Consider the following 20080-nt stretch of genomic DNA (forward strand, 5'->3'; position numbering starts at 1 on the left):
GCATCATTTAATATGGCTGAGAGCAAAGCAAAGGGCACAGCAAACCCTGACAGAGACAAACTTCCTATCAAAAGCATTCTGGTTACGCAACCACAGCCTACAACGGATAACTCTCCCTACTTATCTATTGCCGAAAAGTATGGTATCAAAGTAGACTTCAGAGCTTTTATAGAGGTTGAGCCCGTGCCTTACAAGGAGTTTCGCAAGGATAAAGTGGATATCCTGGCGCATACGGCTGTGATCTTTACGAGCCGGAATGCGGTAGACCATTTCTTCCGTATCTGCCAGGAAAGCAAAATAGAGATGCCGGCCGATATGAAGTATTTCTGTATTTCGGACCAGACGGCCTACTACCTCCAGAAGTATATTGTGCTGCGCAAGCGCAAGTTGTTTGTTGGCGAGAAAACAGCCAAGGATCTGCTGGAAGTAATAAAAAAGCATAAGAACGAGAATTTCCTGTTCCCGTGCTCCAACATCCGCAAAGAAGACATTCCGGAGTTTCTCACAGCACATAAGATCAAGCATACGGAAGCCATCATTTACAAAACCGTAGCGGCCGACCTGTCGGATCTGGACGATGTGACCTACGATTGTCTGGCCTTCTTCAGCCCATCAGGTATTACGTCACTGTTTGCCAACTTCCCTGATTTCAAGCAAAATAACACCCGTATTGCGGCCTTTGGCCCAACCACGGCAAAGGCGGTGCGCGACGCCGGCCTGGAACTGGATATTGAGGCGCCTATGCCGAACGCACCTTCCATGACCGGGGCGATCGAGGTTTATATCCAGAATCAGAAACTCAAGGCAAAAAAATAAGCCGGGAACGCAACTTTTGTTGCGCTTTTCCATAGTAACTAAAACGCAAATGCCAGGGCCAATTCAGCAGGTGCCTGCATTTGCGTTTTAGTGTTTATTGGCTATATTTGGAAGAAGGTATATTTTGTCCCTTCAGCCATCCCTGCCTTCTTGCAGCCTATGAGAAAGCTTCTACCAGTTATTTTGCTGTTTCTGCTATGCCGGCCGCTGGCTTGGGCACAGCAGCAGCCACAATTTACCCATTATGGCTTTAACGGGATGCAGTTAAGCCCGGCGTATGCAGGTATAACTAACCGCCCCGAACTGCTCTCTATTTACCGCTACCAGTGGCTGGGCTACGATGCTACTTTTGATGATGGCGGTTCGCCGCAAACGCTGCTACTAACAGCTAATGCGCCCGTTAGGCTGCTGCACGGCGGGGTGGGCCTGAACCTGCTCCGCGACCGGATCGGAAATACCACGTTTATGATCGCCGCCCTCTCCTACTCCTATCATATTAAGGTGGGGGAAGCCGGCAAGCTAGGGATAGGTGTGCAGGGCAATGTGAACAACATTAAAAAAGGCGCTTACCGGGCCATCGACCAGAACGACCCGAGTGTGCCCTACAACAGCTCGGATACCAAGTATGACTTGGGCGCAGGCCTGTGGTATGAGTCAGAACAATTTTATGCGGGAGGAAGTATAACGAACCTTTTGCACTCTGAGTATATGTTTCAGGATTCGGCCAATACCGGATCAGGAAAATTTTTAAGCGAAAACCATTTATATGTAACCGCAGGGGTCCACTTACCCGTAAGCACAGACCTGATTGTAACACCCACGGCGCTGTTAAAACATGATACTGAAACATTTTCGTTTGAAGCGGGAGCCCGGGCAACCTACAATGAAAAATACTGGTTAGGAGTGAATTATAGACATCAGGAAGCTGTTAGTGCCCTTGTAGGTATTTCTCTTTTTCAGGACAATGCGCTGCGGGTAGGATACGCTTTCGATTTTACCACGTTTAACAAAGTAGCTAAAGCACCCACCTCGCATGAGGTGATGGTAAGTTACCGATTACCAGAGCCGGTTGTACGGTTCCGGCCTGCCATCCGAACCCCGCGTTATTATTTTCCGAAATAACGGGGATTCCAACATCAGAAAAAGGGATACTGAAAGAAATATGCTCTTTAGAAAGTGCATAAAAATATGATTTATGATTATAATATTCAGTGCCTTATACCGTTCAGAAATAATAAGCTCCGTGCCACAACGAAATGTTTTTATTTATTTTTAAATCCTATATATTTGCTTCACCCGTAATAGTGTGCTAAAATACATTTACTGTAAAATTCATCTTTTAAAAGGCATCATGAATAAATTACTTAAGCTGTCCTCCTTCGCGCTGGCGGTGGTGCTGCTTGCAGGCTGTGGATTGAGAAAAGGACCCCAGGGAGACCTGGTGGGTGCTGAGGATCGCCCGGAGTACAATCCCCAGGAAGTACCTTACGGCATGGTATCCTGTCCGGGTGGAACCTTCCACATGGGGCAGGCGGACCAGGATATTGCTGCTACCATGGCTAACCTGAACAAGCAGGTAACAATTGGTAGCTTCTATATGGACGAAACCGAGATTACCAATAACGAATACCGCCAGTTTGTCAACGTGATGAAAGAGGACTCGCTCGACGTATTGGGCGAAGAATTTGTAATGACGCAGCTCTATCCTGATACAACGGTTTGGGTAAAGGATTATACTTACCACATGGGCGACCCGCTGATGGAGTACTATTTCTCGCACCCGGCGTTTGACGATTATCCGGTGGTGGGCGTAGACTGGTTTGCAGCTAAATATTTCAGCCAGTGGCGCAGCAAACTGAAGAACCAGGCCAATGCCGAAGACGGAAAAGCCCCCATGCCAAGCTTCAGGCTTCCGACAGAAGCGGAGTGGGAATATGCCGCCCGTGGTGGTCGCGACATGGCAGTTTATCCGTGGGGTGGGCCCTACCTGCGCAATGGCAAAGGTTGTTTGCTGGCTAACTTTAAGCCGGGCCGCGGCGATTACTACAGCGATGGCTTTACTTATACAGCGCCTGTAGCGCAGTTCTTCCCGAACGATTTTGGCCTTTATGATATGGCCGGTAACGTGGCCGAATGGTGCGATGATGCCTATTCGGATGCTACTGTTCCGATTGTATGGGACCTGAACCCGGTATACCGCGACGACAATGAGCCAAGAAAAGTAGTAAGAGGCGGTTCGTGGAAAGACATTGCCTACTTCCTGGAGACCGGTACCCGCAACTTCGAATTCCAGGACTCTGCCCGTTCATACATCGGCTTCCGTAATGCCATGATTTATCTGGGAAGATCATCCGGAAAAGAATTCAGATAGCCTTAACTAGTGCAACAAATAAAAAACTCTAAAAAAACCTAATTCACTAACGTTCACAATTAATCAGAAAACAAAATGAGCAAAGCTAAAGGTCGCAGTTTCATATATGACGTGTTGATGCCAAAAGTATATGGCATCGGAGCTGCTGTTGTTATCATCGGAGCGTTGTTTAAGATCCAGCACTGGTCTGGAGCCGACTTTATGTTGATCGTTGGTCTGGGCACAGAAGCTGTAATCTTCTTCCTGAGTGCTTTCCAGCCACAGCACGCTGAGCCGGATTGGGCAAGAGTATACCCGCAACTGGCCGACGATTTTGCCGGCGAGGGACTGGTACCGGCAACTGCCGTTTCACAAGGACCATCAATTACCGGTAAGCTGGATGACATGCTGCGCAATGCGGATATAACACCAGACACCATCAATTCACTTGGCTTTGGCCTGAACCGCTTGAGCGAGACGGCTGCCCAGATGGCAGACCTGAGCCAGGCCACTACAGCTACCCAGGACTATACCGTGAAGATCAGAACCGCTGCTGACCAGCTCGATAACATGAACCGTGCGTACGCTACCACAGCAGAAGCACTTTCTCATATGGCCGGCTCCACAGTAGATGCCAAAGAGTACCACAGCCAGATACAGAGCATGACCAGAAACTTGGGCGCGCTGAACGCTGTTTATGAAATGGAGCTGCAGGATGCCAACAACCACCTGAAAGCCATGAACAGATTCTACGGCAACCTGAGTATGGCCATGGAAAACCTGACAGACGCCAGCAAGGATACAGAACAGTTCAAGGACGAAGTTGCCCGCTTAACGCAGAACCTGCACTCGCTTAACACCGTGTACGGCAACATGCTGACAGCCATGAAAGGCTAATTCTCCAACCGAAATAAGTTCTAAATCAACAAGACAACAGTTAAATAGTATAAAATGGCTGGAGGAAAAGAGACACCACGGCAGAAGATGATCGGTATGATGTACCTCGTACTGACCGCACTTCTTGCCTTGCAAGTGAGCTCGGCAATCCTGTTGAAGTTTAAGTTCCTGGACGAAAGTTTGATGGAAGTAAACAACAAGACAGTAGGAAACAATGCCGGGATAATAACCAATATTAAAACTGCCGTTAGCAAAGCCGGAAACAGACCCAATGACCAGCGGGTACTGAACAATGCCCAGGAAATCCGCAAGCAGACCTCTGAGATGGTTACCTACATCCATAGCCTGCGCGACATGCTGGTTCAAAAGACCGGTGGTGTGAACGAGGAAGGACAGTATGTGAACCCCTCTTCGGAAGATGTAGTGGCCATCAACATGATCGGCGCCGCTAACAAGAACAACGGGAAAGCATACGAACTGCGTGATAAGCTGAACAACTATGCCAAGTTTATGCGCCAGTATAACCCTGACATGCCGGCCAGCTTAGCCCTTGCAGGCAAGGAAGACCCGGTAGCCAAGAAAGACAAAGCCCAGAAAAACAAAGACTTTGCCGAGCTCAACTTTGAGAACACCCCGCTGGTAGCCGCTTTGGCTACCCTGTCGCAGAAAGAGAACGAAGTGCTCAAGTATGAGGCCGATGCACTGCAGCGCCTTGCCCAGCAGGTGGGTGCCGACATCATCAAGTTCGAGAAGATTTTTGCCATGGCCCGCGCAGAGTCCAAAACCGTAGCTGCCGGTACCAAGTATAAAGCCGATATGTTTATTGCTGCTTCTTCTGATGCCATCACACCGGTGATGAGATTTCAGGGCAAGCCGATCAAAGTAGTGGATGGCAAGGGTATAGTAGAATTTACTGCTGCTGCCTCTAACTATGATGCGGATGGTAACTCGAAACAAACCTGGAAAGGTCAGATCATCATCAACCAGAACGGCGAAGAAAAAGTATTCCCGGTGGAGGAAGAGTATATCGTAGCCAAGCCCGTGATCCAGGTGCAGTCTGCTGCTGTGCAGGCTTTATACTTCCAGTGTGCCAACGAACTGAACATTCAGGTGCCGGCCCTGGGAGCCGTATATGACCCTAGCTTTAGCGCATCAGGCGGTTCTGCCGTGAAAGGCGCCAAGAAAGGCGAGGTAACGATCGTGCCGACATCAACAGAAGTAACTATCAACGTAAGCAGCGGTGGAAACGCTATTGGCAAAGAGACGTTTAAAGTACGTCCGGTGCCAAAGCCAGTGCTGGTGCCGCTTGTTAACGGCCGTCCGATCGATGTGAAACGCGGCGTTCCGGCGCAATCGGTCCGAGCAGTTGAAATTCAGGCGGTTGCTGATGAAGGGTTTAAACAATTATTACCTAACGAAGCACGTTATAGAGTAACACGCTGGAAAGCTTACCTGGTACGCAACAACCAGCCAATAGACCAGGGCGAGTATAGCAGCCCATCGGCTAACTTGTCCAGCTTTGCTGCGAAGGCAAGCAAAGGCGACCGGGTGGTGATTGAGGTACTTGACGTGAAGCGCCTGAACTATAAAGGACAGGCCGTGGATGCCAAAGTAGGTGGTGACAATAACTGGATCATCCCGTTAAACTAAATTAGAAGCTTACAAGGAGTATGAAATTAGTTAAAGCAATAGGTGTAGCAGCAGGTTTGATGTTATCTGTGGGTGCCATGGCACAACAGGTTTCGAATACAACCGCCAGTAATCCGTCCGCACGACCTATTCCCGAGTCCGATATCCTGTTTAAGAAAACAGTTTGGCGTAAAATCGATCTGCGTGAAAAGCAGAACAAGCCTATGTTTTCTGAAAACAGAGAGATCACCAAGGTAATCATCAACGCCGTAAAAAGCGGTGAGTTGACAGCCTACAAAACAGACTCGGTGAATACGCCTCTGACACGCGAGGAGTTTATGGCCAACATGACGCCAAAAGAGTCGACCGGAGCGCTGAGCGAAGAGGAGATTGCAGCTGGTTTTGGCAAGCAGGATAAAGCAGCTGAAGACGATGCCTGGGGTGCTGCCCTAGATGAAAAGCCTGCAGCTAACGCAGCTCCTGTAAGCAACGAGTATTTTCCGAAACAGCTATACTTGCTGGAGATGAAGGAGAATGCGGTGTTCGACAAAAAGCGTTCGCGCATGTACCATGATATCCAGACGATCAGCATTAAAGTGCCTGCAACGCTGAACCCGCTGGGTTTTGAGCAGAACGTAGGCTCATTTAAAATGAGCGACCTGGTGAAGGTTTTCCGTAGCAACCCGGATATGGCCATATGGTACAACGCCCAAAACGACGCGCAGCACAAGAACCTGGCTGATGCATTTGACCTGTGGCTGTTCAGCTCTTACATCACCAAGATATCCAACCCCGGCGACAGAGCCCTGGCCGATATTTATGGTGGCGGTAAGAAAGGATTGCTGGCCGCACAGGATGCCGCCGAAGCCCTTATCGAGTATGAGTATAGCTTGTGGAGCTACTAAGCACCAACCAAGTATAAAACAAAAAGGAGATGCCAGAACGGTGTCTCCTTTTTTGTTTTATACTTGGTAAGAACCAGGTAATATCAATTAAAAACCAGAGGTCTGTGCCCTCCTATGCTCTTCAGGATTTGTAATCCACAAGTATAAACAGGTAAGCAGATAGCTGAGCATTGGGTTTTCTAAATAATCAGCAGGTGTAAACATCCCTCTGCCCTCTTAAAAGGGGGACATTCTTGTTTCAGTGGCTTTCTATTGACTTCCAGAAAAGATATGGAAGTGAGACAAGTTTATACCTGTCCGTTGTGGAAGTAAGTATAAAGGATGGCTGCTTTGGCGGCGCCAACTTCGGAGGCCAGTTCCTGTTGGGTCAGGTCTTTGAGCTTTTTAACGGATTTATACTTGGCCAGCAGCGCTTCAGCGGTATTGGGCCCGATGCCTTTTACTTCGGTGAGCTCTGTTTTTAATGTGCCCGCATCGCGCTTGCTGCGGTGGAAGGTAATGGCAAAGCGGTGTGCCTCGTTGCGTAGCCGTTGGATCAGCTTCAGCGATTCAGACTTTTTATCGATGTAGAGCGGCAGTTTGTCACCGGGGTAAAAGATCTCCTCCAGGCGCTTGGCAATGCCCACCACCGCAACTTTGCCATAAATATCCAAGTCTTTTAGCGCTTTCACAGCCATACTTAGCTGGCCTTTGCCCCCATCTATGATGATGAGTTGCGGCAGAGGCTGGGTTTCGTTCAGCAGGCGCTGGTAGCGGCGCGTTACGATCTCATACATCGACTCAAAGTCGTTGGCGCCGACCACTGTTTTGATGTTGAAGTGACGGTAATCTTTCTTGCTGGGCTTGCCATTCTTAAAGCAGACCATGGATGCCACCGGGTTGTCGCCCTGGAAGTTGGAGTTATCAAAACACTCGATCTGGCGGGGCAGCTCCAGCAGGCGCAGATCTTTCTTCAGTGTTTCGAGCACGCGCAGCTCCCGTTGTTCGTTCAGGTCCTTGTTCTTCTCCTGGCGGCCCTCCCGCTCCTTGCGCAGGTAGAGCGCGTTCTTCAGCGACAGGTTGATCAGCTTGCGCTTGTCGCCGATCTGCGGCTGCGATAGGCTGATGTTATCCAGCGGCAATGTCAGCTCAATGTTGGTGATCACCTCGCGGGAGGTGCTTTCAAATTCCTGGCGCAGCTGCACGATCACGGAAGCAAGGATGTCGGCATCTTCCTCGTCCAACTTTTTCTGTATCTCCAGCGATTGGGTAAGTATAATGGACCCGTTCATTACCTTGAGGTAGTTGATAAAGGCGCATTGCTCGTTGCTGGTAATGGTAAAGACATCAATGTTGGTGAGCGTGTTGCTCACGACAGTCGATTTGGTCTGGAAATCTTCGAGCATGTCCAGCTTTTGCTTATACTGGTGGGCCAGTTCAAACTGGTAATCGGCGGCAGCTGCGGCCATGTGCTCTTTAAAGTAGTTTTTGGCTACTGTCAGGTTCCCCGAAAGGATGTTTTTGATCTGCGAGATATGGCCGTTATACTCGGTTTCATCTATCAGTGCTTCGCAGGGCCCTTTGCAGTTGCCGATGTGATACTCGAGGCATACCTTGAACTTACCGGCGGCAATATTCTCCGGCGACAGGTTATAAGTGCAGGTACGCAGCGGGTATAGCGTGCGGATCAGGTCCAGCACCACATACATGGCCGTTCCGCTGGGGTAAGGGCCAAAGTAACGCGAGCCATCGTTGAGCTTGTTGCGGGTGGTGATCACGCGCGGAAAACGCTCGTTCACGATGCAGATGTACGGGTACGTCTTGCCATCCTTCAGCAGGATGTTATACTTGGGCTGGTACTGCTTGATGAGGTTATTCTCCAGCAGAAATGCATCTGCCTCAGTATCTACGATCGTGAACTCAATATCCTGGATCTGCGAGACAAGCTTAAGCGTTTTTTTATTGTGCTGGGCCGAGCGGTTGAAATACGAGCTCACGCGCTTACGTATATCAATGGCTTTGCCCACGTAAATGATGCCTTTCTCGTCAAAGAACTTGTAGATGCCGGGTTTGTGCGGCAGGTGCGCGATCTTCTCTTTCAACTTCTCGTTTGCAGGCATGGGGTTTTCGTCAGCTTAGATGTCCGCGTCCAGGTCGATCTCGGTCGGCAGGTTCAGGAACTCATCCTGCTGCGAAGAATCGACTGGCACAGCGCCCTGGTTATACAAAGCGCAGTCTAATTGTACCGAAATCGGGGTAGAAGGTTTAGGGAAAGGCGCTTTGGACACGTCAAGCGATTTATCGGCATATACCTTTTGCATAAAGGCTCCATAGATCGGCATAGCCAGCTTGCCACCCTGGCCCAGGGCCAGCGTACGGAAGTGAATGGAACGGTCTTCGCCCCCTACCCAGGTGCCGCATACCAGCGTTGGTGTAATGCCCATAAACCAGGCATCTGAGTAGTTCTGGGTGGTACCTGTTTTAGCGCCGATCTCATTCTTAAGGCCATTGCGGTAGCGCAGGCCATAATAGGCAGTACCGCCGGGTTGGGCAGCTGCCTGCAGCATATATTCCATCAGGTACGCCGTCTCCTCGCTCAGGGCCTCTACTTTGCGGGGCTCAAACTCCGCTACCACATTGCCGTGCTTGTCTTCGATGCGGGTAATGAAGTTGGGTTCGGTCCAGGTGCCGCTGTTCACAAAGGTGCCGTAAGCGCCCACCATGTCAAACAGGGTAACATCGCTTGTGCCCAGCGCCAGCGAGGGTGTAGGGTCCAGCGGCGTGGTGATGCCCATGCGCTTGGCTGTAGCGACCAGCGTTTCGGCCCCCAGCTTGTTTACCAGGAAAGCGGAAACGGAGTTTACCGACTCAGCAAGTGCCTTGCGTAAGGTATACTTCTCGCCCGTATACTTGTTGGTGGCATTGTTGGGGCACCACATGGTGCCATCCGGCAGCGGCACACATACTTTGGTATCGATCACCTCGTAGCACGGGTAGTAGCCGTTTTCGATAGCGGCGGTATACAGGAATGGCTTAAACGTAGAACCTGGCTGGCGGGCCCCCTGCTTTACGTGGTCATACTTGAAGTGCTCGTAATTAATGCCGCCTACCCAAGCCTTGATGTGGCCTGTCTGTGGCTCCATGGCCATAAAGCCTGCCTGCAGAAAGTGCTTGTAATATTTAAGCGAATCCATGGGGCTCATCTTTACCTCTTTCTCGCCGTTCCAGGTGAAAATGGTCATCGGCACTTTTTTGTTGAGGTAATAATTAACCGAGTCCATGTCGCCATCAAAACGCTCCATCAGGCGGCGGTAGCGCGGCGTGCGCTTAATTGCCTGCTCCGGAAAGTCCTTGATCTCTTTCATGTTGCGGTCTACCCAGGGGTTGCGGCCTTTCCAGTGTTCGAAAAAGGCTTTCTGGCGATCGGCCATGTGCTCGTGCACCGCCTGCTCGGCATACTTCTGCATCCTCGAGTCGATGGTCGTATAGATCTTCAGTCCGTCGGAATACAGGTCGTAGCCGTTTTCGCGGCACCACTTCTGCAGCACCTTGCTGGCCTCGGTGCGGAAGTAAGGCGCCATGCCGATGTTTTGGTTTTCGACCCGGTAATCGAGCTTGATGTCTTTGTCTTTCAGCTTTTTATATTCCTCCTCCGGCAGGAAGCCATACTTTACCATTTGCGAGAGGACCACATTGCGGCGGCGCTTCGAATTTTCAGGATGGAATTTCGGGCTGTAATAAGTTGGGTTTCTGAACAGGCCCACAAGTACGGCAGATTCTTCAACAGAGAGGTTTTGAGGCGTTTTATTGAAGAAGGTCTTGGCGGCAGCTTTTATACCGAAAGCGTTGCTCCCGAGTTCAACGATATTCAGGTACATCACCATGATCTCCTTCTTGGTATAGGAACGCTCCAGCTTCACAGCCATGATCCATTCTTTGGTTTTATGGATGAGCATGCGCATACCAGGAATGTCGTTCAAAAGCCCTCCGTTAAGCTCTTCGCCACGTGTTCTGAAAAGGTTTTTGGCTACCTGCTGCGTCAGGGTACTGCCCCCGCCTTTAGACTGGCCCAGCAGGATGGAAGCGGCTACACGGCCCATGGCCTGCGGATCGATGCCGGAGTGTTCATCAAAGCGGATGTCTTCTGTGGCGCGCAAGGCGTTTATCAGGTTTTCCGGCAACTCTTCGTAGTCTACCGGCGAGCGGTTCTCGCGGAAGTATTTGCCCAGCAGTTGGTTGTCGGAGGAGTATAGCTCCGAGGCCAGCTCGCTTTTAGGATTTTCGAGGGTGCGCAGGTTGGGCAGCTCCCCGAATAGGTTAAGGAAGTTGATACTGACTGCGTAGATGTAAAGGATGAAGACAATAAAGCCGCCTACAAATAACAGCCACAGGGTGGAGATAACCTTCGGATAAATTTTCTCTTGACGAGTAGACATTGTGATTAATAATTGTTTCGGAAGAACGTCAGGTATGCTTCTAAGTCCTGCTTCTGCATAAATTTCCGGTAGTTGGCAGAAGAGATCACAAAGGTAGTGAATTCTACGCCTCGGATTCTACCAACCGGTGCCTGCGGCCCTTTTTGTTTGATGTTATAAGACAAAGCAACTTTCGGATCGGCGAAAGCGCGCAGCACCAGCATGGTTTTGCCGCCGGCCAGCGCCACCGAATCCGTCTGAAGGTTTAGATTGCGGTTGTAGGTGTTGTTATACTTGGCATACTTGGCCGTAATGTCTTTAAAGGCCGGCGCAGCGGCCGGGTAAACCAGCACAAAATAGTATGCTGAGTCGGGTGCGGCCTCATAAGCCAGCGGATCTTTCTCCGCTACAACAGCAGGGTTGCCTGCCGCAGCGGCCGTATCGGGCTGCGCCGAAGCGGCAGGTGGAGATGCCTGCACCGGGCTTGCCGGTCGCGGCGCATTTTGTTCTTTCACGGCCACAGGCTTGTCCGGCGCCTTATCTGCCGTGGCGGCAGGCTTTTGGGTTGCATTTTCGGCTTTCGGGGTAGCAGGTGTTTCTTGTGCCGGCGTTGCGGGCTTAGCAGCTACCGCCATCAGCGCATTTATTTTCTCCTCCCGTGTCTGGCTTGTCTTTGCAGTTGGCTTACGGGCAGATTTTGGAGCCGGGGCTTCCTTGCGCAGTTTGTTTTCCTGCTCCAGCTGGGTATAAGAGGTAAGCAGCGCATCGGCCTGTGGCTGCAGCGCGCTACCGGGGTACGCAGCTTTAAAGCGCAGCAGCTGGTCGCGCAGGGCCTTCGGCGGGCTGGTGCGGGCCGTTACCAGGGCTTCCAGGAAAGCAATCTTATCCGGGATATCGTTCAGCGGATACCGGCTGACAACGTTATCCAGCAGTTTGGCCGCTTTTTTATACTCCTCGGCTTCATACATAGTATAGGCCGAATCATACAGGGCATGGGCCTTCAGGTTGTCGACCGCATTCTTGCTCATAAAGTCGGCATCATCTACCAGGCGGGCGTAGGTGGTATTCGGAAACTCCTTGCGGATGCGGTTGTAGTATACCTGTTGCTGCTGGGTATCACCCGACTTGCCATAAAGTAAATACAGGCTGTAAAAGGTTTCGGCGGTATGCTCCGAGCGCGGGAAATGCTGCAGCAACTGCTCGTAGGTTTTAATGGCCTGTGCCGGATCTTTCAGCTTCTGGGCATAGATGTTGGCCAGGTTAAACAGCGCCTCTTCCACTTCTTTTTCGGAGCGTTGCAGGTCCGCCGTGGTCAGCGGAATGTTCTGCAGGTAAGCGTTCAGCTGCGCGTCAGCGCGTTCTTCGGGCGAGGCTTGGCTTTCTTCCGGCTCGTCAGCTACCGGGACTTCGGCTAGTTGTGGTTGCTGGCCGCTTTCCCCACGGCTGCGGGTGCGCCAGAAATCCTGGAGGGGCCTGTCGCCCCAGCGGCGGATAAATTCGGAGCGGGCCGAAGCCATAGCTGCCGGATTATCGAAGTACCATACGCCCCCTGCCGCGCTGCCCTCATCGGCAAAGGCGCTCCCATTCTTGTTGTTGCGGTTGTTATTGCCACGGGGCGCTTCGCGCTCGCGCTGCCGGGCTGTTTGCTGCTGTTGCTGTTTCAGTTGCTCCTGCTGGCGGGCTTCCTCCTGGCGCTGCACCAGCTGGCGCAGAAAATCCATCCGCTCAGCTTCGGGTAGTTTGGCCAGGCGCTGCAGGCTGTCCTGCGTCTGGATGGTGGTGTACTGTTTGGCAAAATCGGCCAGCACATCGCGGCGCTCGGCCACGGCAGCATAGGTCAGGGCATTTTGCGGGTATACCTGCACGGCGCTATCGTAATAGGCTTCTGCCAGGTTATACTTGCTCAGGTTATCAAAGTAGATCTCGCCGGCTGACACATAGCTGTAGGCTTTCTGGTTGGGCAGGGCGCCCGGCGTTTTAAGCGAAAGCTGCAGGTACTCCAGCGCTTTGTCGTAGTGCTGCTGGCGAAGCTCAAACTGCGCCATTTCATAGTAGATCTTGTCGCGGTATTCCTTGTTTTTGTCGTCCTTAAGCATTTTGCGGTAATAGCCGGCAATGCGCTCCAGGTCCTGGGCATCGCTCAGTTCCGATACCTGCCCCAGGTTCAGGCGGCTGAAAAAGCCCAGGTCGTAGGGCGGGTTTTTGCGCAGCACCTTGCTGTATTGCTGATAGGCTTCTTTGTTCTGCCCGGTCAACTGGTAAAGTTGCGCCAACGTAAAGCGCGTCCGCGACAAGGCATCTTTCTCCTCAAAGTTGGGCAAGGCCAGCGCCAGGTTCTCTACCACAGCCGCCGTATCGCCGGTGATGGTATTGTATTGGGCACGGGCCAGGTATAGCTCGCGGGCATTCTCGCGGTTCAGGCGCTCTTTGCGCAAAAACTCCGATACGGCCTGGGCATTGTCCATTTCGCCCATTTTCAGAAAGGAGCGCATCAGCCAGACCATGGCCGCGTGGCGGGCGTTTTTGTCCTTGCTGGTGGCATTTACGTACTTAAACGTTTTGGCGGCCTCGGCAAAATTAAGCTGGTAAAACTGCGCCTGCCCTACCAGTAGGTAGCTGTCGTCGATCCACTTGCTGTTTTTGTGCCATTGGATCGGGAAGGAGGCTTTCTTTACCACATCCTCCAGGTCGGCGGCCATGGCTTTGGCCGTGGTGGAGTCGATGGTGGGGTATATAGGCAGCACCTGGCTGTAGTCGTACTGCATTTGCTGCTGCAGACCTGCCTCCAGGGCGCGCATTTTTTCGTTGGCCAGAAAGTAGCCGTTGTAGCGGGCGGTGGTATTATGGTAAGCTTTGCTTAGCGGGTTGTGCCGCTCTGCCGAACAGGAGCCCAGCAGCAGCGCTAGCAGCAGCAGAAAAAGGTGCAGCGGTTGCTTGTTCAAAGTCAGGATGGGTGCAGGGTGTTTCAGCACTATTGTATAAGGTATAAACGCCAGGGTAAGTATAAAAAGTATGGCCTTGCAGCAGCTATGCTGGCCAATATGGGCCGTCATTCCTACAAAAATACGATAATATGCCAATAGGCAAGTATTTGCGTAGCCGGCAGCTAATGAACTATATAAACCGCAATTTGGTTTCAGGCGCAGTTAAAGCGGCAAGGCTACCGCAAATGTTGTGCCGCCAGGCAAATAAGATCGTAAAAAAGAAGTAGTTTTGCAAATAGCTGATAAACATGGAGAACATGCCGGAACAGAAGCCAAAGCCTTCGCGCCAGGATAATATCAAGCCTTACCTCCGTTACTCCGGGCTGGCCTTTCAGATGATCGGGGCCATGGTACTGGCGGCCTTTGCCGGAATGAAACTGGATGACTATTTCCAGACGCAGAACCCCTGGTTTACCATTGTGCTCCTGCTGCTGGCAGTGGTGGCCTCCATGGTGCTGGTTATCTTATCACTTAATAAAAAATAACGCTTGTGACTTTTTTTAAAAACCTGTTGATCTTTTCAGGAGTAACAGGGCTTGCCATTGGTGCCCTAACTTACTTTACCGGCCATGCGCTGGTGCATCCATATGTGTGGTATGTGCTGGCTTTTTTTGTACTCATTACCGCGGCTACCTTTTACATTACACGCCTGGGCATCAGCTATGATAGTGATAATTTCCAGCTCTATTATTTTGGCTCCATGGGCTTCCGGATGCTGCTGAGCATCGGGGTGGTGTTTATCTACGTGTACCTGTTCTCTGAAAACGAGCTGCAGTTCGTGCTGAACTTCTTTGTGTTATATTTTCTGTTTACCGGGTTTGAAATTTACAGCTTATTGGCTAACTTGCGGCCCAATTTGAAAAAGCAGCATCACGTATAAGGCCTTGCTTTATAAAACCTGTTTCTAAATATCTCTTAATGAAGAAGTTATTCGTTTTACTGTTTTCCCTTCTGACGATTTCGGCCTATGCCGAAGCGCCAGCGGAAGAAGGTGGTGAGTTTAAGCCGGGCGATATGATCACGCATCACATTGCCGACGCGCACAAATGGGAGTTTGCACATGGTGCTAACTTATACTTGCCGGTCATTCTGCTGGATAACGGGCAGGTGCAGGCATTTTCGTCTAAAAACTTCTTTAACGAGCACGGTGAGGAAGTGCCTTACAACGGGTATGTGCTGGAGCACGGCCATGTATACAAGGCCAATGCAGCGGGCGAGCCCCTGGAAGAATATAGCGGCCTATACGACTTCTCCATCACCAAAAATGTGGCCTCCATGTTTGTGAGTGTAGCTCTGCTTTTCCTGGTGTTCTTTTCTATCGCGGCAAGCTATAAGAAAAATGCCGGCAAAGCACCAAGAGGCCTGCAGTCGTTCTTCGAGCCCATTATTGTGTTTGTGCGCGACGAGATCGCCAAAGCCAACATTGGCCCCAAGTATGAGCGCTATATGCCTTACCTGCTGACGATCTTCTTCTTTATCTGGTTTAACAACATGCTGGGCCTGATGCCGGGTGGCGCTAACCTGACAGGCAACATTGCCGTGACCTTTGTGCTGGCGCTGTTAACCTTGCTGATCACAGTGTTTAGCGGTAATAAGAGCTACTGGAGCCACATCTTCGCTACACCGGGCGTGCCTACCTGGCTGTCGCCGATCATGGTACCGGTAGAGTTGATTGGTATCTTTACCAAGCCTTTCTCCCTGATGATCCGATTGTTTGCCAACATCACGGCAGGCCACATTATCATTCTGTCCCTGTTCAGTCTGATCTTTATTTTTGAAAGCCTGGCCGTGGGACCTTTGAGCGTGGCCTTTGCCGTGTTCATGAACTTCCTGGAGCTGTTTGTGGCGCTGTTGCAGGCCTATATCTTCACGCTGCTGTCGGCTATGTACTTTGGCGGCGCGGTAGAGGAGCACGACCATGTAGAGGACATGGGCTTTGGCGACGGAGGCCATCATTAATCTGAATTTTTATTTTTTTAACTATATATAACTACAATTATGTTATTAGCAATTTTGCTTCAAGCAGTAGCCTCAACCGATTATGGTTTAGCTATCATGGGTGCCGGTATCGGTGCTGGTCTGGTTGCCCTGGGCGCTGGTTTGGGTATTGGTAGAATCGGTGGCTCTGCCATGGAATCTATCGCGCGTCAGCCAGAAGCTGGTGGCAAAATCCAGACAGCCATGATCATTGCTTCAGCCCTGATCGAGGGTGTTGCCCTGTTCGGTGTGGTAGTTTGCTTGCTTATCTCTTTCAAAGGCTAATCATGCTTTTGTTGATCTCACGTCCGGACGAATGGTCCGGACGATGAGGTCAAAACCGTAGTTATCAAGTATAGTGTAGGTAAATAAGAACCTAATTTTCAAATTCATAAACAATGGAATTAGTAACCCCGGGTATAGGTTTGTTATTCTGGCAGACGATCACCTTCCTGATCGTTTTATTCCTGCTCAGCAAGTTTGCATGGAAGCCGATCATGAAAGCGCTGAACGACCGCGAAACCTCTATTGAGAACGCGTTGAGCGCCGCTGAAAAAGCAAAGCTTGAAATTCAGGGCCTGAAGGCAGAGAACGAGAAGTTGCTGGCCGAAGCACGTCTGGAGCGCGATAAGATCCTGAAAGAAGCCACAGAAGCAGGTAACCACCTGATCGAAACAGCTAAGCAGCGTGCTAACGAAGAAGGCGACCGCATGGTAGCCAATGCACGTGAGTCAATCGAAAACGAAAAGCGTGCCGCTATCACCGAGGTGAAAAACATGGCTGCTTCGCTGTCGGTAGAGATCGCTGAGCGCATTCTGCGCAAGGAGCTGAGCAACCCGCAGGCCCAGCAGGCGCTGGCGCAGGATTACATCAAAGAAGTAACGCTTAACTAAGTATACAGGCGGGCGCTGCCATAGCAGTTAGCCCCTCAACGATAAAAAGCCCTATGTCAGAAATTAGAGTTGCTTCCAGATACGCGAAGTCGCTGATTGAACTGGCGCAAGAGAGAGGCGTACTGGAGCAGGTAAATGAGGATATGAAATTATTCTCTAAAACCGCCACCCAGAACAGAGACTTTCACCTGCTGCTACACAACCCGATTGTAAAGTCAGACAAAAAACTGGCCGTGATCAATGCTGTGTTCCAAGGCAAAGTAAACGAGCTGACACTGGCTTTCTTTAACATTGTGGCGCGCAAAAGTCGCGAATCGCTGCTGGAGTTTATTGCCACAGAGTTCGAAGCACAGTACAACGACTACAAAGGCATCCAGAAAGCGAAAGTAACCTCGGCTGTGCCGCTAACGCCCGGCCTGCGCGAAGAACTGGGCCAGCGCCTGGTAGCGCAAACCGGCAAAACCGTAGAGCTGGAAGAACTGGTAGACCCTTCGCTCATCGGCGGCTTTGTGCTGCGGGTAGGCGATAAGCAAATAGACAGCTCGGTGAAGTATAGCCTTCTCAAGCTGAAAAATAATTTTAAAGACAACCCCTATATCACTAAAATATAATCATGGCAGAAGTAAGACCTGACGAAGTATCAGCCATACTAAGAGAACAGCTGTCCAATTTCCGTTCTGAGGCAGAACTGGAAGAAGTGGGCACTGTGCTGCAAGTGGGTGACGGTGTCGCACGTATCTATGGCCTTTCTAAAGCGCAGTCTGGCGAGCTCCTCGAATTCGAGAACGGCCTGCAGGCGCTTGTGCTGAACCTGGAAGAGGACAATGTGGGTGCCGTAATGCTGGGCGACTACAGCGAAATCAAAGAAGGCGCCACTGTAAGAAGAACCAACCGCATCGCTTCTGTAAAAGTAGGTGATGGCATTATTGGCCGTGTGGTAAACACCCTGGGCCAGCCCATAGATGGCCGTGGCCCTATTGCCGGTGATTTGTACGAGATGCCCCTGGAGCGTAAAGCCCCTGGTGTGATCTTCCGCCAGCCGGTAAACGAGCCGATGCAAACGGGTATCAAGGCGATCGACTCGATGATTCCGATTGGCCGTGGCCAGCGGGAGCTTATCATTGGTGACCGCCAGACAGGTAAGTCTGCCGTGGCCATTGACACGATCCTGAACCAGCGCGAGTTCTTTGAAAAAGGAAAGCCTGTATTCTGTATATATGTAGCTGTAGGCCAGAAAGCCTCTACGGTAGCGCAGGTGGTAAAAGCCCTGACAGAAGGTGGCGCGATGGATTATACTGTCGTGGTAGCTGCTTCTGCTTCTGATCCGGCTCCGCTTCAGTTCTACGCGCCGTTCACGGGTGCTGCCATTGGCGAGTTCTTCCGTGATACCGGTCGTCCGGCTCTGGTAGTTTATGACGATTTGTCGAAGCAGGCCGTAGCTTACCGCGAGGTGTCGCTGCTGCTGCGCCGTCCGCCAGGCCGCGAAGCCTATCCTGGAGACGTGTTTTACCTGCACTCACGCTTGTTAGAGCGTGCGGCCAAAGTAAACGCTTCCGACGAGATCGCCCGTAACATGAACGACTTGCCGGCTTCTATCAAGCACCTGGTAAAAGGTGGCGGATCGCTGACAGCACTTCCGATCATCGAAACACAGGCCGGTGACGTTTCTGCCTATATCCCAACAAACGTGATCTCGATCACTGATGGACAGATATTCCTGGAAACAAACCTGTTCAACGCCGGTATCCGTCCTGCCATTAACGTGGGTATCTCGGTATCGCGTGTAGGTGGTAACGCCCAGATCAAGTCGATGAAGAAAGTGGCTGGTACCCTGAAACTGGACCAGGCACAGTTCCGCGAACTCGAAGCGTTTGCCAAGTTTGGCTCTGACCTGGATGCTGCTACCAAGCTCACTATTGAGCGTGGCCGCCGCAACCTGGAGATCCTGAAGCAGCCGCAGTTCTCGCCGGTACCGGTAGAGGAGCAGGTTGCCATCATCTACTGCGCTACAAACGGTTTGATGGATGATGTGCCTGTAAACGAGGTAAGAACGTTTGAAAGCGATTTCCTGCGTTCCATGCGTGCACAGCACCAGGATACCTTAAATGCGCTGCTGGCCGGCAAACTCGACGACGAGACCACAGGTGTTCTCAAGAGAACAGCCCGGGAGCTATCAGCTAAATACAAGAAGTAATTTTAAGTTATGAGTTAGGGGGTAAGGGCCGGTTGGCTTTTACCCTTTAACCAAATGCTCATAGCAGAAAATATATGGCAAGTTTAAAAGAGGTTAGAAGCCGCATTACATCCGTATCGTCTACACAGCAGATCACGAAAGCCATGAAAATGGTGTCGGCTGCTAAGCTGCGACGGGCACAGGATAGCATTCTGCGCATGCGCCCTTATGCGCAGCGCCTGGGAGGTATCCTGGCCAATTTGTCGACGCTTACGGAAGGAGCTGTTGAAAATCAGTTCTCACAGGAGCGGGAGCCAAATAAAGTGTTGCTGCTGGTCGTAACCTCTGACCGTGGTCTGGCGGGTGCCTTTAACTCAAACATCGTGAAAACGGTTACCGCCCTGATCAACGATAAGTATAGTCGCCAGTTTGCAGCAGGCAACGTAACGTTCCTGACCATTGGCAAAAAAGGCTTTGATACGCTGCGCAAGCGCGAAGGCTACAACATCATCGGCGATTATACGACTACGTTTGCCAACCTGTCGTTTGATACGGTGCGCCTGGCAGCGGAACGGGCCATGGACGGTTTCGTGAACAGGGAGTTTGACCGGGTGGATATTGTGTACAACGAGTTCAAGAACGTTGCTACGCAGATCATCCGTACCGAGCAGTTTCTGCCGATCGAAGAAAAGCAGATCGAACGCAACGGCTCTGCCGCACTGGCTGCCGACTATACCTTCGAGCCTTCTAAGGAGGAGATCATCCGCGAGCTGATCCCCAAATCGCTGAAGATACAGGTATACAAAGCCGTGCTTGAGTCGAAAGCATCTGAAGAAGGTGCCCGTATGACAGCCATGGATAAAGCAACTGAAAATGCTGGCGAGCTGCTCAAACAGCTGAAGCTGACGTACAACAGAACGCGTCAGGCAGCCATTACCAAGGAGATCCTCGAGATCGTGGGTGGTGCCGAAGCGCTGGCTGCTAAGTAAGCAGTGCAAAATACAGTGAAGCAGCGCCCGTCAACAGGTGGGCGCTGCTTCTGTTTTTATACCAAGGGGTAAC

17 protein-coding genes are annotated in these 20080 nt (G+C 51.2%); 14 read left to right on the forward strand and 3 right to left on the reverse strand.

Annotated features, from left to right (window positions below; genetic code table 11):
* The first annotated feature begins 12 nt into the window (after window positions 1-12).
* From LWL52_RS16735 to porN, 6 genes are all read left to right on the forward strand, one after another.
* On the forward strand, window positions 13-816 hold the full coding sequence (locus LWL52_RS16735; protein WP_242922039.1) for a uroporphyrinogen-III synthase: 804 nt from the start codon (window positions 13-15) through the stop codon (window positions 814-816).
* Between the two features lie 159 nt (window positions 817-975).
* Window positions 976-1938, forward strand: coding sequence for a PorP/SprF family type IX secretion system membrane protein (locus LWL52_RS16740; protein WP_242922041.1), 963 nt, complete (start codon window positions 976-978; stop codon window positions 1936-1938).
* 229 nt (window positions 1939-2167) lie between these two features.
* Window positions 2168-3187 carry a T9SS ring complex lipoprotein PorK/GldK gene (gene porK, locus LWL52_RS16745; RefSeq protein WP_242922049.1) on the forward strand — a complete coding sequence of 340 codons (1020 nt, stop codon included), beginning with the start codon at window positions 2168-2170 and terminating at the stop codon, window positions 3185-3187.
* A 75-nt stretch (window positions 3188-3262) separates the two neighbouring features.
* Window positions 3263-4063, forward strand: coding sequence for a type IX secretion system motor protein PorL/GldL (gene porL, locus LWL52_RS16750; RefSeq protein ID WP_242922052.1), 801 nt, complete (start codon window positions 3263-3265; stop codon window positions 4061-4063).
* Between the two features lie 54 nt (window positions 4064-4117).
* Window positions 4118-5713 carry a type IX secretion system motor protein PorM/GldM gene (gene porM, locus LWL52_RS16755; RefSeq protein ID WP_242922054.1) on the forward strand — a complete coding sequence of 532 codons (1596 nt, stop codon included), beginning with the start codon at window positions 4118-4120 and terminating at the stop codon, window positions 5711-5713.
* 20 nt (window positions 5714-5733) lie between these two features.
* Window positions 5734-6597: a type IX secretion system ring subunit PorN/GldN gene (gene porN, locus LWL52_RS16760; RefSeq protein WP_242922056.1), complete on the forward strand. Its 864-nt coding sequence runs from the start codon at window positions 5734-5736 to the stop codon at window positions 6595-6597.
* Between the two features lie 287 nt (window positions 6598-6884).
* On the opposite strand, the gene uvrC is transcribed toward porN, so the two are convergent.
* From uvrC to porW, 3 genes are read right to left on the reverse strand one after another with little or no spacing between them, the layout of a single operon-like run.
* Window positions 6885-8696, reverse strand: a complete 1812-nt coding sequence (gene uvrC, locus LWL52_RS16765) for an excinuclease ABC subunit UvrC (RefSeq protein ID WP_242922058.1) — start codon at window positions 8694-8696, stop codon at window positions 6885-6887.
* 15 nt (window positions 8697-8711) lie between these two features.
* Window positions 8712-11012, reverse strand: coding sequence for a penicillin-binding protein 1A (locus LWL52_RS16770; RefSeq protein WP_242922061.1), 2301 nt, complete (start codon window positions 11010-11012; stop codon window positions 8712-8714).
* A 5-nt stretch (window positions 11013-11017) separates the two neighbouring features.
* Window positions 11018-14044 (reverse strand): type IX secretion system periplasmic lipoprotein PorW/SprE, encoded by a 3027-nt coding sequence (porW, locus tag LWL52_RS16775; protein ID WP_242922063.1) that lies wholly within the window; start codon window positions 14042-14044, stop codon window positions 11018-11020.
* A 188-nt stretch (window positions 14045-14232) separates the two neighbouring features.
* Here porW and LWL52_RS16780 point away from each other — a divergent pair, with 188 nt between their 5' ends.
* The 8 genes from LWL52_RS16780 to atpG all read left to right on the forward strand — a co-directional run bounded on the left by LWL52_RS16780 (window position 14233) and on the right by atpG (window position 20007).
* Window positions 14233-14460, forward strand: a complete 228-nt coding sequence (locus LWL52_RS16780; RefSeq protein ID WP_242922065.1) for an AtpZ/AtpI family protein — start codon at window positions 14233-14235, stop codon at window positions 14458-14460.
* A gap of 5 nt (window positions 14461-14465) precedes the next feature.
* A complete protein-coding gene (locus LWL52_RS16785; RefSeq protein WP_242922067.1) occupies window positions 14466-14855 on the forward strand; it encodes a hypothetical protein in 390 nt (129 codons plus the stop codon).
* A gap of 38 nt (window positions 14856-14893) precedes the next feature.
* Entirely contained in the window at window positions 14894-15934 is a 1041-nt protein-coding gene (gene atpB, locus LWL52_RS16790) for a F0F1 ATP synthase subunit A (protein ID WP_242922069.1), read from the forward strand.
* Window positions 15935-15973: 39 nt separating this feature from the next.
* On the forward strand, window positions 15974-16237 hold the full coding sequence (gene atpE / locus LWL52_RS16795; protein ID WP_242922071.1) for an ATP synthase F0 subunit C: 264 nt from the start codon (window positions 15974-15976) through the stop codon (window positions 16235-16237).
* A 113-nt stretch (window positions 16238-16350) separates the two neighbouring features.
* Window positions 16351-16845, forward strand: a complete 495-nt coding sequence (locus LWL52_RS16800) for a F0F1 ATP synthase subunit B (protein ID WP_242922073.1) — start codon at window positions 16351-16353, stop codon at window positions 16843-16845.
* 53 nt (window positions 16846-16898) lie between these two features.
* Window positions 16899-17456 carry an ATP synthase F1 subunit delta gene (atpH, locus tag LWL52_RS16805; protein ID WP_242922075.1) on the forward strand — a complete coding sequence of 186 codons (558 nt, stop codon included), beginning with the start codon at window positions 16899-16901 and terminating at the stop codon, window positions 17454-17456.
* 2 nt (window positions 17457-17458) lie between these two features.
* A complete protein-coding gene (gene atpA / locus LWL52_RS16810) occupies window positions 17459-19039 on the forward strand; it encodes a F0F1 ATP synthase subunit alpha (RefSeq protein ID WP_242922078.1) in 1581 nt (526 codons plus the stop codon).
* Window positions 19040-19113: 74 nt separating this feature from the next.
* Window positions 19114-20007 carry an ATP synthase F1 subunit gamma gene (atpG, locus tag LWL52_RS16815; RefSeq protein ID WP_242922080.1) on the forward strand — a complete coding sequence of 298 codons (894 nt, stop codon included), beginning with the start codon at window positions 19114-19116 and terminating at the stop codon, window positions 20005-20007.
* The last annotated feature ends 73 nt before the right edge of the window (window positions 20008-20080 follow it).

Source organism: Pontibacter liquoris (genome assembly GCF_022758235.1).
GTDB classification, from domain to species: Bacteria; Bacteroidota; Bacteroidia; order Cytophagales; family Hymenobacteraceae; genus Pontibacter; species Pontibacter liquoris.